15 protein-coding genes are annotated in these 15,685 nt (G+C 69.2%); 6 read left to right on the plus strand and 9 right to left on the minus strand.

All coding sequences use genetic code 11. The annotated features are described in order from the left end of the window. Entirely contained in the window at nucleotides 1–501 is a 501-nt protein-coding gene (locus ACFYRU_RS38850; RefSeq protein ID WP_387668786.1) for a DUF5709 domain-containing protein, read from the minus strand. 56 nt (nucleotides 502–557) lie between these two features. Between ACFYRU_RS38850 and ACFYRU_RS38855 the strand changes: the two genes are divergently transcribed. After that, the gene (locus ACFYRU_RS38855; protein ID WP_387668788.1) at nucleotides 558–1,712 is read left to right on the plus strand and encodes an aromatic acid exporter family protein; all 1,155 of its coding nucleotides are present in this window, start codon (nucleotides 558–560) and stop codon (nucleotides 1,710–1,712) included. A gap of 436 nt (nucleotides 1,713–2,148) precedes the next feature. On the opposite strand, the gene ACFYRU_RS38860 is transcribed toward ACFYRU_RS38855, so the two are convergent. After that, nucleotides 2,149–2,592 (minus strand): OsmC family protein, encoded by a 444-nt coding sequence (locus ACFYRU_RS38860; protein WP_387668790.1) that lies wholly within the window; start codon nucleotides 2,590–2,592, stop codon nucleotides 2,149–2,151. A 4-nt stretch (nucleotides 2,593–2,596) separates the two neighbouring features. Beyond that, a complete protein-coding gene (locus ACFYRU_RS38865) occupies nucleotides 2,597–3,730 on the minus strand; it encodes a phosphatidylinositol-specific phospholipase C1-like protein (protein ID WP_387668792.1) in 1,134 nt (377 codons plus the stop codon). Nucleotides 3,731–3,818: 88 nt separating this feature from the next. Here ACFYRU_RS38865 and ACFYRU_RS38870 point away from each other — a divergent pair, with 88 nt between their 5' ends. Next, nucleotides 3,819–4,436, plus strand: a complete 618-nt coding sequence (locus tag ACFYRU_RS38870) for a TetR/AcrR family transcriptional regulator (RefSeq protein ID WP_387668795.1) — start codon at nucleotides 3,819–3,821, stop codon at nucleotides 4,434–4,436. A gap of 31 nt (nucleotides 4,437–4,467) precedes the next feature. On the opposite strand, the gene ACFYRU_RS38875 is transcribed toward ACFYRU_RS38870, so the two are convergent. Continuing rightward, nucleotides 4,468–4,866 carry a DUF3592 domain-containing protein gene (locus ACFYRU_RS38875; protein ID WP_387668796.1) on the minus strand — a complete coding sequence of 133 codons (399 nt, stop codon included), beginning with the start codon at nucleotides 4,864–4,866 and terminating at the stop codon, nucleotides 4,468–4,470. 210 nt (nucleotides 4,867–5,076) lie between these two features. Beyond that, nucleotides 5,077–6,933 (minus strand): DUF5107 domain-containing protein, encoded by a 1,857-nt coding sequence (locus ACFYRU_RS38880; protein WP_387668799.1) that lies wholly within the window; start codon nucleotides 6,931–6,933, stop codon nucleotides 5,077–5,079. 36 nt (nucleotides 6,934–6,969) lie between these two features. Between ACFYRU_RS38880 and ACFYRU_RS38885 the strand changes: the two genes are divergently transcribed. Continuing rightward, nucleotides 6,970–8,625 (plus strand): FAD-binding dehydrogenase, encoded by a 1,656-nt coding sequence (locus ACFYRU_RS38885; protein ID WP_387668801.1) that lies wholly within the window; start codon nucleotides 6,970–6,972, stop codon nucleotides 8,623–8,625. Here ACFYRU_RS38885 and ACFYRU_RS38890 read toward each other — a convergent pair. Both ACFYRU_RS38890 and ACFYRU_RS38895 read right to left on the minus strand, forming a co-directional pair. After that, nucleotides 8,622–9,503: a serine protein kinase RIO gene (locus ACFYRU_RS38890; protein WP_387668803.1), complete on the minus strand. Its 882-nt coding sequence runs from the start codon at nucleotides 9,501–9,503 to the stop codon at nucleotides 8,622–8,624. The two genes, ACFYRU_RS38885 and ACFYRU_RS38890, sit on opposite strands and share 4 nt — an antisense overlap. A 149-nt stretch (nucleotides 9,504–9,652) precedes the next feature. Continuing rightward, nucleotides 9,653–10,366 carry an NIPSNAP family protein gene (locus ACFYRU_RS38895; RefSeq protein WP_387668804.1) on the minus strand — a complete coding sequence of 238 codons (714 nt, stop codon included), beginning with the start codon at nucleotides 10,364–10,366 and terminating at the stop codon, nucleotides 9,653–9,655. A 169-nt stretch (nucleotides 10,367–10,535) separates the two neighbouring features. On the opposite strand from ACFYRU_RS38895, the gene ACFYRU_RS38900 reads away from it, so the two are divergent. Together ACFYRU_RS38900 and ACFYRU_RS38905 are read left to right on the plus strand one after the other, a co-directional pair. After that, nucleotides 10,536–11,324 (plus strand): sigma-70 family RNA polymerase sigma factor, encoded by a 789-nt coding sequence (locus tag ACFYRU_RS38900; protein ID WP_387668807.1) that lies wholly within the window; start codon nucleotides 10,536–10,538, stop codon nucleotides 11,322–11,324. Between the two features lie 97 nt (nucleotides 11,325–11,421). Continuing rightward, entirely contained in the window at nucleotides 11,422–12,300 is an 879-nt protein-coding gene (locus ACFYRU_RS38905) for a hypothetical protein (protein WP_387668809.1), read from the plus strand. Here the strand turns inward: ACFYRU_RS38905 and ACFYRU_RS38910 are convergent, their stop codons facing one another. Beyond that, nucleotides 12,301–12,960, minus strand: coding sequence for a hypothetical protein (locus tag ACFYRU_RS38910; RefSeq protein ID WP_387668811.1), 660 nt, complete (start codon nucleotides 12,958–12,960; stop codon nucleotides 12,301–12,303). A 149-nt stretch (nucleotides 12,961–13,109) separates the two neighbouring features. Here ACFYRU_RS38910 and ACFYRU_RS38915 point away from each other — a divergent pair, with 149 nt between their 5' ends. After that, nucleotides 13,110–15,200, plus strand: a complete 2,091-nt coding sequence (locus ACFYRU_RS38915; RefSeq protein ID WP_387668814.1) for a thiamine pyrophosphate-dependent enzyme — start codon at nucleotides 13,110–13,112, stop codon at nucleotides 15,198–15,200. Here the strand turns inward: ACFYRU_RS38915 and ACFYRU_RS38920 are convergent. Continuing rightward, entirely contained in the window at nucleotides 15,193–15,666 is a 474-nt protein-coding gene (locus ACFYRU_RS38920) for a DUF1992 domain-containing protein (protein WP_387668816.1), read from the minus strand. The two genes, ACFYRU_RS38915 and ACFYRU_RS38920, sit on opposite strands and share 8 nt — an antisense overlap. Nucleotides 15,667–15,685 lie beyond the last annotated feature (19 nt).

A 15,685-nucleotide genomic window follows, 5' to 3' on the forward strand; every position in this document is an offset into this window, starting at 1 on the left:
TCAGTCCTCGAGATCCCCGACGTCGCCGAGGTCGACGTCGCGGTAGCTCTCGAGGTCCTCCTCGTCGTCGTCCTCGAGTTCGAAGTCGTCCTCGTCGACGACGTGCACGGCGGCCTCCTCGGCGCCGGCGGCCGCACCGTCGATGCCGACGTCCTCGGCGTACAGCTCGCTGTCGTCGTCACTGCGCGCGCCCTCGTCCGAGGAGACCAGCCGGCCGGAGCGGGCGTGGCCGACCTCCGGGCCGCCGACGTCCTCGCCGTCCTCGGCGTACGGGTCGACGTCCGGGACCTCCTGCGCGATCCGCTGGTCCAGCGTCTCGCCGCGCAGCGCCTCGTCGGCCGTCGTACCGAAACCTTCGCCCGCGGACCACTTCTCCGGCGGTGAGTACCCCTCGTCGAGCAGGTCCTCCACGCCACGGTCGTCGAGGGTGTCCTCGGCCTGCAGCTGATCCTCGTCGTCGACCGAGTAGCTGCCGTAGTCCTCACGGTTGTTCTCACTCATGGGGCAACCTTGGCGCGCCGCGGCCCGTTGAATCAAGCTCGGCGGAGAATGGGCCAATGGATCCGGTCAGGCTGACGTTGGACCAGCTGCGGGAGCTGCGCGACGACATCGCGCCGCGGGCCGCCGAGCGGTCGCGGGCCTCGATCCGGCGGCGGGTCGAACGCTGGCGCAGCCGGGCGTTCTTCATCGCCCAGTGTGCGCTCGCGGCCGGCGTCGCGTGGGCGCTCGCGCGGTACGTGGTCGGCCACAAGCAGCCGTTCTTCGCACCGGTCGCGGCGATGGTCTGTCTCGGGTTCAGCTTCGGGCAGCGGCTGCGCCGGGTCGCGGAGGTGATGGTCGGCGTCGCGGTCGGGGTCGGCGTCGGCGACCTGTTCGTGAAGGCGTTCGGCACCGGCATCGCGCAGCTCGTCTTCGTGATCGCGCTCGCGATGAGCATCGCCGTACTGCTCGGCGCCGGGAACCTGATGACCACCCAGGCCGGCGTCCAGGCGGCGATCGTGACGACACTGCTGCCCAACCCGAACGCCGGCTTCAGCCGCTGGCAGGACGCCGCGCTCGGCGGGCTGGTCGCCCTTGCCGCGGCCACGATCGCCCCGGCCGCGGCGATCCGGCGCCCTCGGCAACAAGCGACCGGCGTACTCAGCGAACTCGCCGAGATCCTGAACGAGACCGCGGACGGGCTGCGCTCCCGCGACGAGGAGGCGCTCACCGACGCGCTCCGCCGCGCCCGCGCGAGCGAGTCCCGGCTCGACGACCTGCGCAGCGCCGCCGAGGAAGGGGTTGCGGTCGTCCGGCTCTCCCCGTTCCGCCGCCGGCACCGCGGGCGGGTGCAGCAGATCGCCGATCTCGTCGTACCGCTGGACCGCGCGATCCGGAACATCCGCGTGCTGGTCCGCCGGTGTGCAGTGTCGGTATGGCGCGACGAGGCGATGCCTGACGAGTACCCGATGCTGCTCGAACGCCTCGCGGACGGCACCCGGCTGATCGGTGAGTCGCTGTTCGAGCCCGCCGCCGACGTCGCCGCCCACCGCGTCCTCGGCGAACTCGGCCGCCGGACGGCGGAAATGCCGCTGCCGACCGGGCTGTCCGCGGTCGTCGTCCTCGGCCAGCTCCGCTCCACGATCGTCGACCTGCTCGAACTCACCGGCACGTCGTACGACGACGCCCGGAAGCTGGTCCCTCTGCGGCTGGACGGCCTTGACGAGAACTAGTGACTCAGGTCACAACGCGTTTTCCCGTCATACCTCGTCACTCTCCGCGTCTCACCGGCATGACGATCCACCGACTGATGACCACGATGGCCGCCGAGCAGGTTCGTGATCTCGAGGACCTGCTGGACCTCACCCAGACCACCGACGACCGGAACGACGCCGCCGCCGAGCAGTAAGGCGCGAGCCGGACGAACGGGTCCGGGTGGCGCGCCGGACGGTCCTGCCCACCGAGCTGGACCGCACGGAAGCCGCACCAACGCAGAGGCGCCCAGTGCGCCGCGCCGCCGGACCCGTTACAGGTGCACCGCCACAGAGGTGCACCCGAACCACCCGCCGACCAACCTGACGCCGTTTGCGCGAGGCTCAGGCTGGCCCGGCGGGTGGTTTTACTTTGTTGGTTGGAAAGAAAGAAAAGAAAAAGAAGGAGCAGAGGGGGTTAGGCGGCAACCGTGATCTCGGTGGTTACCGAGTTTGCGATGAAGCACTCGCGGTGGGCGAGGTGGTGGAGCTTGTCGATCGTCTCCGCGTCCGGCTCCGGGCCGTTCCAGACGATCTTCGGGTTCAGCGTCACGTGCGTGATCGCCAGTCGGCCGTCGGCGTTCGGCGCCATCAGGCCGACCGCGTGGTCGTCGTACGCGTCCACCACCAGCCGCTTCCGGGCCGCGATCGACAGGAACGTCAGCATGTGGCAGGACGACAACGCCGCCACGAACGCCTCTTCCGGGTCGACCGGCCCCGGGTTCCCGAGGTACTTCGGGTTCGCCGAGGCCGGGACCGTGATACCGCCGTCGAAGCGCCACTCGTGGTCGCGGTTGTAGCTGTCGTAGGCGAAGTCGTACTCACCACGGCTCCAGCTGACATCGACCACGTGCTCCGACATGGGTTCACCCTTCCGAGACGGCCGCCTTCGCGGATGCGGTGACGGGATTGCATCGTACGGGAGTGTGCCCGGGCAGCTTGGCGACGTAGTCGCTGTCGTACCGGGCGGCCATGCCCGCGACCGGGAAGTCCGTGGTCACCCATTGCGCACCGCTGGCCAGGGCAATTCCGAGCCGGGTGTAGTCCTTGTCGCGGATCGTCGCCATCGGCTCGTCCGACCGGGTCCGGACCAGGTACCCCTTCTGCACCAGTCGCTGGATCTCGGCCTGGTTCGCGCCGCGCGGGTCGTTCACCTCGGTGACTGCCGCGTCCGGAGCACCCTCCGGCCCACGGGTGAAGACCGCCCGGCCTTCGAGGTTCGGCTTGCCCGCGGTGTAGGTGTCACGGATCTCGCCGGGACCGCCGTTGTCGAAGTAGAACATCACCTGCCCGCGGACGCTGCTCAGCTTCGGCCAGCCCTTGGTCAGCACAGACTGCTCGAGCGTCAGGCCTGGCTTGCGGACGTCGTCCGGCGTGAGGATCTCGTTCTCGCTGAACACCGAGCGGATCTCGGTGTCGACGCTGTCCAGGTTGGCGGCGTCCCACGGCGGGGCCTTCACGCCACCGGCGGCGACCACGTTCGGGTCGGACTGCTTGAGCTCGAGGTTGATCGCGATCGGTACGTGCGCCGGGTGCGCGTCGGACCAGGTCTTCACCTGCTGCAGACAGACGACGAACGTGTCGCAGTTCGTGTTGTAGTCGAAGTCCGGGATGTGCATGACCTTGATCCCCGGCTTCGCCATCGCCGGGTCGGTCAACGGTCCCTGCCCGGTCAGTTTCCGGATCAGCGGGTACGTGTACAGCCCGCCCTGCGGGTCCGGGTACAGATCCAGCTCGAGCGCCCGGACGTTCTGGTCCTCCAGCTGCTGAGAGATCGGAGCGTGCGAGTACCAGAGGTCGACGGAGCCCGGGTTCTGTTGCTGCTGCACCTTCTGCTCGGCCGGGCTGAGCTCGCGGTGGTACGAGTTGTGCGAACCGACGACCTGAATCTGGTTCAGGCGCAGCTCGCTGCCCGACCGGCTGATCGTCGTACCGGCGACCCCGGACGCGGCCAGCGCGGCGGATGCGAGACCGGCGACCAGGGTTTTGTTGACGCGCATATAAAACCTCCCCTTGACATGACCAACTGTCGGCAATCTGTCACAAAGAGGTGGCAACCGTTGTCCTCGATCCGTGGACAATGGGTGAATGGTGACTTCTGGTGCCTATCCGCTTCGCCGGACGCCGACCCAGGACCGGGCCAGCCGGCAGGTCGAGCGGATCCTGGACGCGGCCTGTTCCGAGGTGGTCGAGCGCGGGTACGACGCGGCGTCGACGAGCGGGATCGCGAAGCGGGCCGAGATCGCGGTCGGCAGCGTCTACCGGTACTTCCCGGACAAGCGCAGCCTGATCCAGGCGATCGAACGCCGGAACCAGGCGCGCTACACCGAGGCGGTGAGCGAGCGGCTGGCCGATGTGACCAGTTGGCGAGCGGCCGTCGACGTCACGCTGGACACGTTCCGGGAGATGCACCGGACGGACCCGGGCTTCAAGGCCGTCGTACTGAGCGGGCTCGGCGATCCGGAGCTGGAGGCGAAGCCGGGCGAGTTCGACGACCAGCACGCCGGCGAGTTCGCGGAGCTGCTGGCCGCGCGGTTCGGGGCCCGCGACTCGCGGGACTTCCGGCTGGCGGTGACGCTGAGCATCACGATGGGCGAGTCGCTCGCGCACCTGGCGGACCGGTTGTCCGCGGACGAGGCGGAGTACGTCCTGGATCAGGGCCGGCCGGTGCTGTACGGCCTGCTCGCCCCGCATCTTCCTGCTTGAGCCAGCGAGTTTGGCTCAAGCAGGTGTTCCGTCAGGCTGCCGTAGCTGAGTACGGGCCCAGGGTCGGCCAGTGGCTGACCCGGCCCGCCAGGCGCGCCCGGCGCGGGTTCCGGACGTCGTACGCGACGATCACCCGGTCACCCTTGGTGTAAGTAATCCTGCTCCCGACCGGGAACTTGCGAGCGACCTCGTACGGGCCCTCACCCCGGCGGGTGTAGTACTCGACGATGACCTCGGTGTAGACCGCCGGGGCACCGCTCTGCAGTTGGCCGCGGACCGGGCCACGTACCCGGATCACTCGTCCCGCGGTCTTCTCCTCTGTGCCGGTGGGGATTTCGTCCCGGCGCAGGCCGGCCAGGACCTCGGTCACGATGAAAGCCGCGACCACCAGCACCAGGCCGAACCCACCTAGTACAACGATCGTCAACATGGCACTCACCCCCGACGCGCCGCCCGCGAGCGACGCGGTCGTTGTCGAAACTGCTTGAGCGGCTGGTGCCGCTCACCGGTGGGACGCCACCGGACTCCACTTGGTTCCGTGTAACTTCACGCAACTTTTACAGGGCCACTTTTTCGTCTACAGGACCATAGTAGAGTCCGGTGGAGCGGTGTTACTAGAGGTAGAGTTGACCTGTAGTTGTCAGTTTTCGCCCATTCCGAACTGGTAGGCGGGCGGTACTGGCCGCTGTGTGCCAAGCGCCGCCTCGGCGGCCAGCCAGTAGTCGGTGAGCGGGTTCGCGCCCTCCCGGACAGTGGCCAGCTGGATCCCAGCCGCCAGCAATTCATGGGCTTTTGCCGGATTTCCGGTCTCCAGCGCGTGCCGGACCCGCAGCAGCTGGATCCGCGGGTCGTCAGGGGCTCCCGCCAGCATCCGCTCGGCCCGCGGTACGTCGGTGTCGAGCGCGGCCGTGACCGCCTCCACGACGAGGGGCACCAGGTCAGGCCGGAGCTGGACGGCGCGTTCGTAGTACTCCAACTCGTGCGTAACTACACCGAGGTTGCGTAGAGCCCACGGATTGTCCCCGGACTGTCTCCACGCCTCCACGGCCCCGTCCTCGTCACCGTCGTAGTGCCGTGCGACGCCGCGGTGGTACCAGACGAGCCAGTTGTCCTCGGCGGCCTCCAGTAGCTCCCGCCACGCGACCAGCGTCCCGTCCGGTACGTCATCCACCGCCGGCAACTGCCCCTCCAGCAGCGGCAACCACGCCCGCTCCCGCGCCGACATGGTGTCCTCGTCGAACGGCGTCCCGTCCGACACACTCCACCCGGTCCGCTTCAACTCCAACGCACCCCACCCGGACCCGACCCCCAACCGCTCCACCGGCGCCGAATCCACAACCTCCAACCACTCCCGCTCCCGCCCAGCCAACTCCCCCAACAACCGACTGAGCGCCTCGGCACCTCCGACCCGAGCTGTCGTCCAGTCCTGGGAATGCGCAACCTCGGCGTCCATCGAAAGACATCCGTACGCCTCGAGCCAGCTCCACGACGTGTTACCCGGCAGCCTGAGATGCTCCATCTGCGTACGAGCCAGCCCCGCCTGAATCTCGGCGTACCCATCACCGACGAGCCCGGGCGAAAGCCACTCCTGCCACCGCCGCCCACCCTCCCCCTGCCCCCACACGAACAACTTCCGCCCGATCAACCGCTCGGTGGACGCCTGCACCAACCCACGACCGGCGCCGTCGACCGAAGCGATCCACGATCCCTCCCCCGCCAACGGCTCGAAGAAGTAGTCGACCGCCCGCGGATGCCGCATCGGATACGTCAACTCCGGTTCGACGTCGATCAGGTCCAGCCGGCTCCCGTACCCGTACCGCCACGCCTGGTCCGCCGGTACCAGCACCCGCCGGTCGGCCGACTGCGGTACGGCGATGTTCGACCACCAGTACGCCGGTACGTCCACGTCGGACGGATTCTGCAGCCGGACGCCGACGTACAGGTACTCGGAGTCCTCGGGCAGCCAGAAGTCGAGCTGGGTGACCAGGTTCCGGGTCCGCTCGAGCTCCCACAGCCGCAGTACGGGCGTACCGTCCGGCCCCTCGACCCGCGCAGCGTGCATCGGGGAGCAGGTCCCGGTCCAGTGGCCGGTACTCCCGACGTTCCACTCGACCCCGCCCGCGAACCAGGCGTTGCGGAGGGCAAGGTTCGCCGGCTGGAACACCGGGTTCCGGTAGAGCAGCTCGGTCCCGTGATGGACGAGCGAGTACAGCCGGCCGCCGAGCGTCGGCAGCACGGTCGCGCGGACGTGGTCGTTCTCCAGCACGAGCGCAGGCAGCGATGTCTCGACGAGCGTCCGGTCGTACCCGTCCTGGTTCAGGCAGGGCAGCGGACTGTGCAAGCGCCCGTACTGGATGTTCTCCCGCAACTCGGCCGGTACCTCGTCGAGGTTCTCCACCTCATGCGCCTCCAGCTGCGTACGAAGCGGCGCAAGTGGATTCTCCGGACCGATCGAAGCTGCAGGAATCACGAGGTTTTGCGCAGAAAGAGTCGTCACAGCCGTATCTTTGCAAGTGCGCTATACATGGTCGACATGGACGCTGATGTGATCGTCGTCGGGGCGGGGCTGGCCGGGCTGGCGGCGACCGCGGAGTTGGCCGATGCGGGGCGGAAGGTGCTGCTGCTCGACCAGGAGCCCGAGGCCTCGCTCGGTGGGCAGGCGTTCTGGTCCTTCGGTGGGTTGCTGTTCGTCGACTCGCCCGAGCAGCGGCGGATGGGGATCAAGGACTCCCGCGACCTCGCGTTGCAGGACTGGCTCGGGTCGGCCGGGTTCGATCGGCTCGACGACGAGGACAAGTGGGCGCGGCAGTGGGCCGAGGCGTACGTCGACTGGGCGGCCGGCGAGAAGCGTCCGTGGCTGCACGCCCAGGGCGTACGGTTCTTTCCGGTTGTCGGGTGGGCCGAGCGCGGCGGGTACAACGCGGACGGGCACGGGAACTCGGTGCCGCGGTTCCACATCACCTGGGGTACCGGTCCGGGGTTGGTCGCGCCGTTCGAGCGCCGGGTCCGGGAGGCCGTGGCGAAGGGGCTGGTCGAGTTCCGGTTCCGTCATCGCGTCGACGAGCTGACGGTGACCGGTGGCGTGGTCGACGGCGTCGCGGGCAAGGTGCTCGAGCCGAGCGATGTCGCGCGAGGTGTGTCCAGCTCACGGGTCGAGGTCGGTGACTTCGACCTGAAGGCGCAGGCCGTCATCGTCACCTCCGGCGGGATCGGCGGGAACCACGACCTCGTTCGGCAGCAGTGGCCGCAACGGATGGGCGAACCGCCGAAGCGGATGATCAGCGGCGTACCGGCGCACGTCGACGGGCGGATGCTCGCGATCACCGAGCAGGCCGGCGGCCGGTACGTGAACCGCGACCGGATGTGGCACTACACCGAAGGCATCCAGAACTGGGACCCGATCTGGCCGCAGCACGGGATCCGGATCCTGCCCGGTCCGTCGTCGCTGTGGTTCGATGCCACCGGCAAGCGACTGCCGGTGCCGCTGTTCCCCGGGTTCGACACGTTGGGGACGCTCGAGCACATCATGCGGACCGGGTACGACTACACCTGGTTCGTGCTGACTCAGAAGATCATCGAGAAGGAGTTCGCGCTGTCCGGTCAGGAACAGAACCCGGACCTGACGAACAAGGACATCAAGGGCGTACTCGGCCGGGCCCGCGGCGGCGCTACCCCACCCGTGCAGGCGTTCATGGACAAGGGCGCGGATTTTGTTGTCCGCGGCAACCTTCCGGACCTGGTCCGGGGGATGAACGACCTGACCGGCGACCAGCTGATCGACCTCGACGACCTCGAACGGCAGATCGTCGCGCGGGACCGCGAGCTGACCAACACGTTCACCAAGGACCTGCAGGTGACCGCACTCCGCGGCGCCCGCAACTACCGCGGCGACAAGCTGATCCGGGTCGCGCCGCCGCACCGGATCCTCGATCCGAAGGCCGGCCCGCTGATCGCCGTACGGCTCAACATCCTCACCCGGAAGTCGTTGGGCGGCCTGCAGACCGACCTCGACTCCCGGGTACTGCAAGCCGACGGCACTCCGCTCCCCGGCGTGTACGCGGCCGGGGAGGTCGCCGGCTTCGGCGGCGGCGGCATCCACGGCTACCGCTCCCTCGAAGGCACCTTCGTCGGCGGCTGCCTCTTCACCGGCCGCACCGCAGGCCGAGCCGCCGCGAAGGCTGTCTCCTAGAACACCATCGTGAGGAGGTCGGCGAAGAGTTCTTGTTCGTCGATCTCCAGGCCGCGGTTGGTGAACCAGGTGGCCATGTTGTGGCAGTCGCGGAGCAGGAACTCCATGCCCATCGGGTTGCCGACGATGTCGACGACCTGGGGGAGGTCGATCATCACGATCCGGTCGGGCTGGGCGAGCACGTTGTACGGCGAGAGGTCGCCGTGGGCGAGTCCCGCGCGGGCCAGTTCGCGCATCGCGCCGCGGAGCTGCTCGAAGTACAGCTCGAGCACGTCCTTGGCGGGACGGACCTGGGCGAGGCGTGGTGCCGCACCGCCCGCACCGTCGTCGATGAACTCCATCAGCAGTTCGGTGCCGTCGACCTGTACCGGGTACGGCACCGGGACGCCGGCCTTCCACAGCCGGTTGAGGGCCTCCCACTCGGCGTACGCCCAGCCGCCGGCCGCGACGCTGCGCCCGTGGGCGGTCTTCTTCGCCATCGCCCGGCTGTCCCGGCTGTTCCGGGTCCGCCGGCCTTCGACGTACGACGTACTGCGATGGAAGGACCGGTGCTCCTCGGTGCGGTACCGCTTCGCGGCCAGCAACGAGGACTTCGCCGGGTTGTCGCCGATGGCTTCGACGGCGCGTTCGACGAGGAAGACGTCGGCTTCCTTGCCAGTTTTGAGGACGCCGAGCTCGGTATCGATCGCGGCCTGTTCCGTCACAACCCACGAAGGGCGTGGTTCCGGGCCGCGAGAGCCGCGCTCGACGTCCAGCCAGGTGGACCACCGCTGGTCCGGCCCGAGCTGTTCGTCGACAGCATGGAACTTGAAGACGAAGGCGTCGGCCGGGTCGAGGTCTGAGTAGTTATCGGTGAGTTCGTACTCGGGAAAAGACAACGCAGTTGCTCCTGAACCGTGAAGTGGGACTGACGCGGACATGCCGCAGCACAGTGATAGCCATCCGTCAGCCCTCCTCAGGTCCAGGCAGCGCTCGTCGCCGCTCGGCCAACCCAGGATGCCCGCCGCTCGCGGGCCTCGCAACGTATTTATCGGAACTGCGATCGCGCGGTCGGACTCAACCGCAACTCCTGCATCGCCTTCGCCGACCGGCAGACGAGCTCCGGCAGGACCTGCTCGTGCCAGACCCGGGACGCCGCCAACTGCCGGCGGTGTTCGTCGTACGCCGCCACGCCGGGGAACCGGGCGAACCAGGCGAGCACCACCTCGGCCCGCAACGGCAGCCCCGGAAAGTTGTTCTCGGCAACCAAACTCTCGAACACCGCGACCGGCTCGGCCCCGGTCGCGGTCAGTACCGGAGCGACGTGATCGGCGAAGTACTCGACGAATCCGTCGTCGGCCGCACCGCGGTGGTAGACCGCGCCGGCGATCACCGAGGCGGCACGGGCGGCGGGGCGCGGACTGTCGAGGGCGGGATAGCCGGGGCCGAGTCGTACCGGCTTCAGCAGGAGGGCGTTGTCCGAATCGATCATCGTCGCGTTCGCGGCCGCTGCATGCGCCCGCCAGACCGGGCCGTAGTAGAACGAGTTCAGCGCCTCCGCGCGGGCCGGCAGGTCGCGGAAGCCGCGGATCCAGACGAACCGGTCCGGGTCGTCCAGATCCCGGAACTGACCGGCGATGTGCATCCCGGTCGCCTCCTGCCCTTCGACGAAGTGTTCGTCGAACAGCTCGATCAGGGTGTCACGCTGCCCAGGATGCAGCGTGTACTGGCGAAGGTCGACAACCGCGCAGCACTCGTTCATGGGGAGAAGCCAACCACTGAAACCTGACAGTTACTGTCAGGGGACAGTCGTTTGAAACACCCGTAACAGCCCAGTACTTGAACTCGCCGCGGGAGTTTGATCTGGTGGAGCCAGGTGGTTGAGCCCCCTGCCACTGGGAAGTGCACGACGACACGACGAGGTATCTCCCGTGACGATCGCAGCAACCGAAGACAAGCAGACCATCGCCGACGCCACCCACGAGCTGCTGCTCGAGGCGGACAGCGTCCCCGACCCCCGGCACCAGGCGTGCCTCGACGAAGTGGTGTTGCTGAACGCACCGGTGGCGCGGTCGATCGCCTCCCGGTACCGCAGTAAGGGCGTCGACTCCGACGACCTCGAACAGGTCGCGTACCTCGGGCTGGTGAAGGCCGCCAACGGGTACCGGCTCGAGGCGGAGACGGCGTTCCTGTCGTACGCCGTACCGACGATCCGCGGCGAGCTGAAACGGTACTTCCGCGACTGCGCGTGGACGATCCGCCCGCCGCGGCGGGTCCAGGAGATGCAGGGCAGTATCGCCGCCGCCGAACCCGAGCTGATCCAGCGGTTGGGGCACGTGCCGAGCGACGCGGAGACCGCGGCGGCACTCGGCACCGACGCGTCCGAGATCGCCGAAGCCAGCTCGGTCCGCGGCTGCTTCAGCACGCTGTCGCTGGACGCTCCTGGTGCGGCCGACGGCGGGACGAGCCTGATGGAGACCGTCGCGGACGCCGAGGACGGGTACGACCTGGTTGAGAACGTGCACACGCTGACGCCGGCGGTCGCGAACCTCGGCGACCGGGACAAGCGGATCCTGCAGCTCCGGTTCTGCAACGGCTTCACGCAGGAGGAGATCGGGCACGAGCTCGGCGTCAGCCAGATGCAGGTCTCCCGGCTGCTCCGCACCATCCTCGAAACCCTGCGCGCCGACCTGGCCGACGCTGTACCGAAGCACGGGTAGAGGTGCCTCCGGGCCGGCTTCCGCAGCCGGCGCCACGCCTGGGGCCGAGCGTCCAAGCCCACCACCACCCGTTCTTCCGTACGGTAGCGTCGCTTTCGTGGACTTCGAGGAGGCGGCGGACGCGGTGTACGCGGCGCCGGCGGCCGACTTCATCGCGACGCGCAACGAGCTGGCCAAACAGCTGAAGGCCGGCGGCGACGCGCTCGGGTCGACCCGGCTGAAGGCACTGCGCAAGCCGACGGTCGCGGCCTGGGTCGCGAACCTGCTGGCCCGCAAGCTGCCCGACGAGCTCGACGACCTGCTCGCGCTCGGCGACGAGTTCCGCGAAGCGACAGCGGACCTGGACGGCGACCGGCTCCGCGAGCTGACGCCGCGGCGTCACCAGGTGCTGGACCAGCTGGCGAAACAAGCCGCGAAGCTGGCCGGGGACGAGGGCCAGAAGCTCAGCCCGGACGTCGCGACCAAGCTGCGCGAGACGCTCGATGCCGCGCTGATCGATCCGGCCGCCGGCGACGCCGTCCGCGAGGGCAGGCTGAGCAGTGCGCTGCGGCACGTCGGCTTCGGGGTCGTCGACGAGAACGGCGAACCGTCGAACGTCACGCCCCTCACCGACGAACGCCGCCAGGCGGCCCGTGACCGCCGGAAGGCGCAACAGGCGGAGGAGTCCGCGGCGGCTCGCAAGCAACGGACGGCCGACGAAGAGGAACGGGAGGCCGCGGCGCGCGAACGCGAGGAGCGGGAAGCCGCCGAGAAGGCCCAGGCCAAGCAGGCGTTCGAGGCAGCGGTCGCCGCGGCACAGGAGGCCGAGGCGAAGGTCGAGGACCTGGACAACCAGCTGGACGAGGCCCGCGAGGCGCTCGCCGAGGCTCAGTCCCTGGTACATCGTCTGGGCGCCGAGCTGGACGAAGCGAGACGCGCTGCCCGTGACGCTCAGAAAGAAAGCCGCGAGGCCCGCAAGCACTACAACAGGCTGTAGCTACTCGCCCGGGACCGGCAGCAGATACCGACTGGGGTTCGCCGGGGCACCGGCATCCAGCCAGCGGTGGAAGCCGTCGGGGTTGCGGCGTTCGAACTCGTCGAGGCAGATCCGCCGTACCTCGGCGACCGCCTGGCGGTCGCGCGGACCGGCACCGTGGGCGAGCTGGGTGGCCGTCTCCGACCACACCCCACAGAGCTCGGCGATCGTGAGCGGGCACTGCAGCGACGCGATCAGTCGCTCGTCCTCGGCGAGCTGCGCGTCGCTCAGCCGCTCCAGCCGCCGGCGCTTACGCGAAGGGCGTACGTGCGGCTCGCGGTCCGGTACGACGAGGTCGATCAGTACGAACACCACCGCGAGGATGAGCGCCACCGTCAGGCCCAGGGCTCCCCACGCGAGTAGCCGCACCAGCCCGGGCAGGGACAGCACCGCGCCGGCCGCCGACGCCGCGACCAGGGCAGCCGATCCGTACGGCGCGTCGTCGGTCACGTGCCGGACCACCGCCGCCAGCGGCCAGACCAGGACGAACACGACAACCAGCAGGATCGACGCGGCCAACGGGCCGAGCAGCAGCACACCAGACAGCGCGCCGGCGGTCCCGACCCCGAGGCCGGCCGCGACGCCGACCCGTCGCGCGACCCGCGACAGGTGCTTCACCACAGCTCACTCACCGTCACCACACCCCACAGAGTCCCCCTCGCCTGGTCAACGAACAACCCCTCGGGACCGTTCCCCCGTTCGGCCGGCGTGACCTGTTCAACCCGTGGTCGCTGCTGTCATCGAGCCGCGCTTCGGTGATCATGGATGGGATGAGCACCTTCGCCGAACGCGTCCGCGGCCTCGCCCCGGCCCCGTGGGAGCACGACGCAGAGCTGCTCCGCGGCCTGTACGACGCCCAGCTCGGCAGCCGGCACGCGGACCTGGCAGCCCGCTGGATGCAGTCCCAGGGCACCGGCTTCTACACGATCGGCTCGGCCGGCCACGAGGGGAACGCGGCCGTCGCCGCTGCCTTGCAGCCGACCGACCCGGCGCTGCTGCACTACCGCTCCGGCGCGTTCTACCTGACCCGTGCCGCGCAGTGCGGCTCGAAGGAAGGGCTGCGGGACATCCTGCTCGGCGTCGCGGCCGCGACCACCGAGCCGATCGCGGGCGGCCGGCACAAGGTCTTCGGCCGGCACGAACTGTCGGTGATCCCGCAGACGTCGACGATCGCGTCCCACCTGCCGCGGGCGATGGGTGTCGCGTTCTCGATGAACCGGTCGCACAAGCTCGGCGTACCGTCGCCGTGGCCCGCCGACGCGATCGTGGTGACCAGCTTCGGCGACGCGTCCGCGAACCACTCGACCGCGACCGGTGCGATCAACGCCGCCCTGCACGCGTCGTACCAGGGGCTGCCGATGCCGTTGCTGTTCGTCTGCGAGGACAACGGGATCGGGATCAGCGTGCGCACCCCGGACGGCTGGATCCGGCAGGCGTACGGTTCCCGCCCCGGCCTGCGGTACTTCGACGCGGACGGCACCGACCTGGACGCGGCGCTGTCGATGGCGCGGGAAGCAGCGACCTTCGTACGGCGCAACCGCCGGCCCGCGTTCCTGCGACTGCGCACGGTCCGGCTGCTCGGCCACGCGGGCTCCGACGTCGAGACGGCGTACCGTTCCCCCGCGGAACTGGCGGCGGACGAGGAACTGGACCCCCTGCTCGGTACGGCACGCTATCTGCTCGGGTCGGGCTACACCGCCGGCGAGATCGTCGAACTGTACGAGGACAAGCACGCCGAGGCGCTCCGGATCGCCGCCGAAGTCGCGGGCCTCCCGCAATTGACGTCGGCCGAGGTCGTCGCGGCACCGCTGCGCTTCCCGTCGGCGGACGCGGTCGCCGGAGCCCTGCCCCGGCCGACTCCGACCACCGAGCGGTTGACGCTCAGCCAGTCGATCAACCGTGCCTTGAGTGATGTGCTCGGTTCTTTTCCGGAGGCGATGGTCTTCGGCGAGGACGTCGGCCGCAAGGGCGGGGTGTACGGCGTGACGCGCGGGCTGCAGAAGGCGTACGGGCCGGCCCGCGTCTTCGACACGCTCCTCGACGAGCAGTCGATCCTCGGGCTCGCGCTCGGCGCGGGCGTCTCGGGGTTGCTGCCGATCCCGGAGATCCAGTACCTCGCGTACCTGCACAACGCCGAGGACCAGTTGCGCGGCGAGGCGGCGTCGCTGAAGTTCTTCTCGCAGGAGCAGTACGCGAACCCGATGCTGCTGCGGATCGCCGGGTACGGGTACCAGAAGGGCTTCGGTGGCCACTTCCACAACGACGACGCGATCGGCGTCCTGCGGGACATCCCCGGCATCGTGATCGCATCGCCCTCGCGGCCCGACGACGCGGCGGGGATGCTGCACGCGTGCGCGGCCGCGGCCCGGGCGACCGGGGCGGTGAGTGTGTTCCTGGAGCCGATCGCGCTCTACCACCGGCGCGACCTGTACGCCGACGGCGACGAGGGCTGGCTGGCTCCGTACCCCGGTGAACCGGTGCCGATCGGGCGCGGCCGGACGTACGGCGAGGGCACCGGGCTGACGATCGTGACGTTCGGAAACGGCGTACCGATGAGCCTCCGGGTGGCCGCTCGGGTGCCCGGGGTGCGCGTCCTCGACCTGCGCTGGCTGGCGCCGTTGCCGGTCGAGGATCTGTTGCGCGAGGCAAACATCACCGGGCGGGTGCTGGTCGCCGACGAGACCCGACGCACCGGCGGTGTCTCCGAAGGTGTGCTCGCCACACTGATCGACCACGGCTTCACCGGGCGGCTCGCGCGGGTGACGAGCTACGACTCGTACGTCCCACTCGGCGCGGCCGCACACGAAGTACTCCTCAGCGAACAAACCATCGAAGAGGCCGCCCGCGCGATGCTCAGCTGAAGAGCCGCTGCCAAATCGACTTCTTCTTGGCCGGCTTGGGTTGCTCGGCCGGCTTGGCGATGCGCGGTGGGCGGTCCATCCGCCACTGGGCGATCACAGCGTCCTCGTTCACCGGGCCGGTCGGCACCACGGGGCCGGTGGTGTCGCGGATGGCGACCCGGATCCGCAGGTTCAGATCGGCCAGGTACTCGCGCACCTCGGACTCGCGGCGCATGCCGCGAACCTTCTCGTGCACCTGCTGCTTCTCCTTGCGGAGCTGCATCGCCGACGGCAGCAACGCGTCGGTCTCGATGTTCTCCCGGCGGATGAAGTCCTTCACCCACCAGTCCGGGTCGTGCCCGGCGACCAGTTCCAGCGGTTTCCCGGCCAGCGCCAGGTTGTCGAACTCGCCCGCCTGCTGGGCACGCTTGAGCTGGGCCTCGACCCAGTCCTGGGTCTTCATGCCGGGTGGTTTGCGCTCGGTCATGATGTCAGCACCTCACCTA

This window comes from Kribbella sp. NPDC004536 (assembly GCF_042873835.1).
Classification (GTDB): domain Bacteria; phylum Actinomycetota; class Actinomycetes; order Propionibacteriales; family Kribbellaceae; genus Kribbella.

Bases quoted from the DNA above. Each gene is read 5' to 3' on its own strand.
- ACFYRU_RS38865 (WP_387668792.1), bottom strand. From the start codon at position 3,730: ATGCGCGTCAACAAAACCCTGGTCGCCGGTCTCGCATCCGCCGCGCTG.
- ACFYRU_RS38895 (WP_387668804.1), bottom strand. From the start codon at position 10,366: ATGAACGAGTGCTGCGCGGTTGTCGACCTTCGCCAGTACACGCTGCAT.
- ACFYRU_RS38885 (WP_387668801.1), top strand. From the start codon at position 6,970: ATGGACGCTGATGTGATCGTCGTCGGGGCGGGGCTGGCCGGGCTGGCG.
- ACFYRU_RS38860 (WP_387668790.1), bottom strand. From the start codon at position 2,592: ATGTCGGAGCACGTGGTCGATGTCAGCTGGAGCCGTGGTGAGTACGAC.
- ACFYRU_RS38855 (WP_387668788.1), top strand. From the start codon at position 558: ATGGATCCGGTCAGGCTGACGTTGGACCAGCTGCGGGAGCTGCGCGAC.
- ACFYRU_RS38870 (WP_387668795.1), top strand. From the start codon at position 3,819: ATGGTGACTTCTGGTGCCTATCCGCTTCGCCGGACGCCGACCCAGGAC.
- ACFYRU_RS38875 (WP_387668796.1), bottom strand. From the start codon at position 4,866: ATGTTGACGATCGTTGTACTAGGTGGGTTCGGCCTGGTGCTGGTGGTC.
- ACFYRU_RS38920 (WP_387668816.1), bottom strand. From the start codon at position 15,666: ATGACCGAGCGCAAACCACCCGGCATGAAGACCCAGGACTGGGTCGAG.
- ACFYRU_RS38850 (WP_387668786.1), bottom strand. From the start codon at position 501: ATGAGTGAGAACAACCGTGAGGACTACGGCAGCTACTCGGTCGACGAC.
- ACFYRU_RS38915 (WP_387668814.1), top strand. From the start codon at position 13,110: ATGAGCACCTTCGCCGAACGCGTCCGCGGCCTCGCCCCGGCCCCGTGG.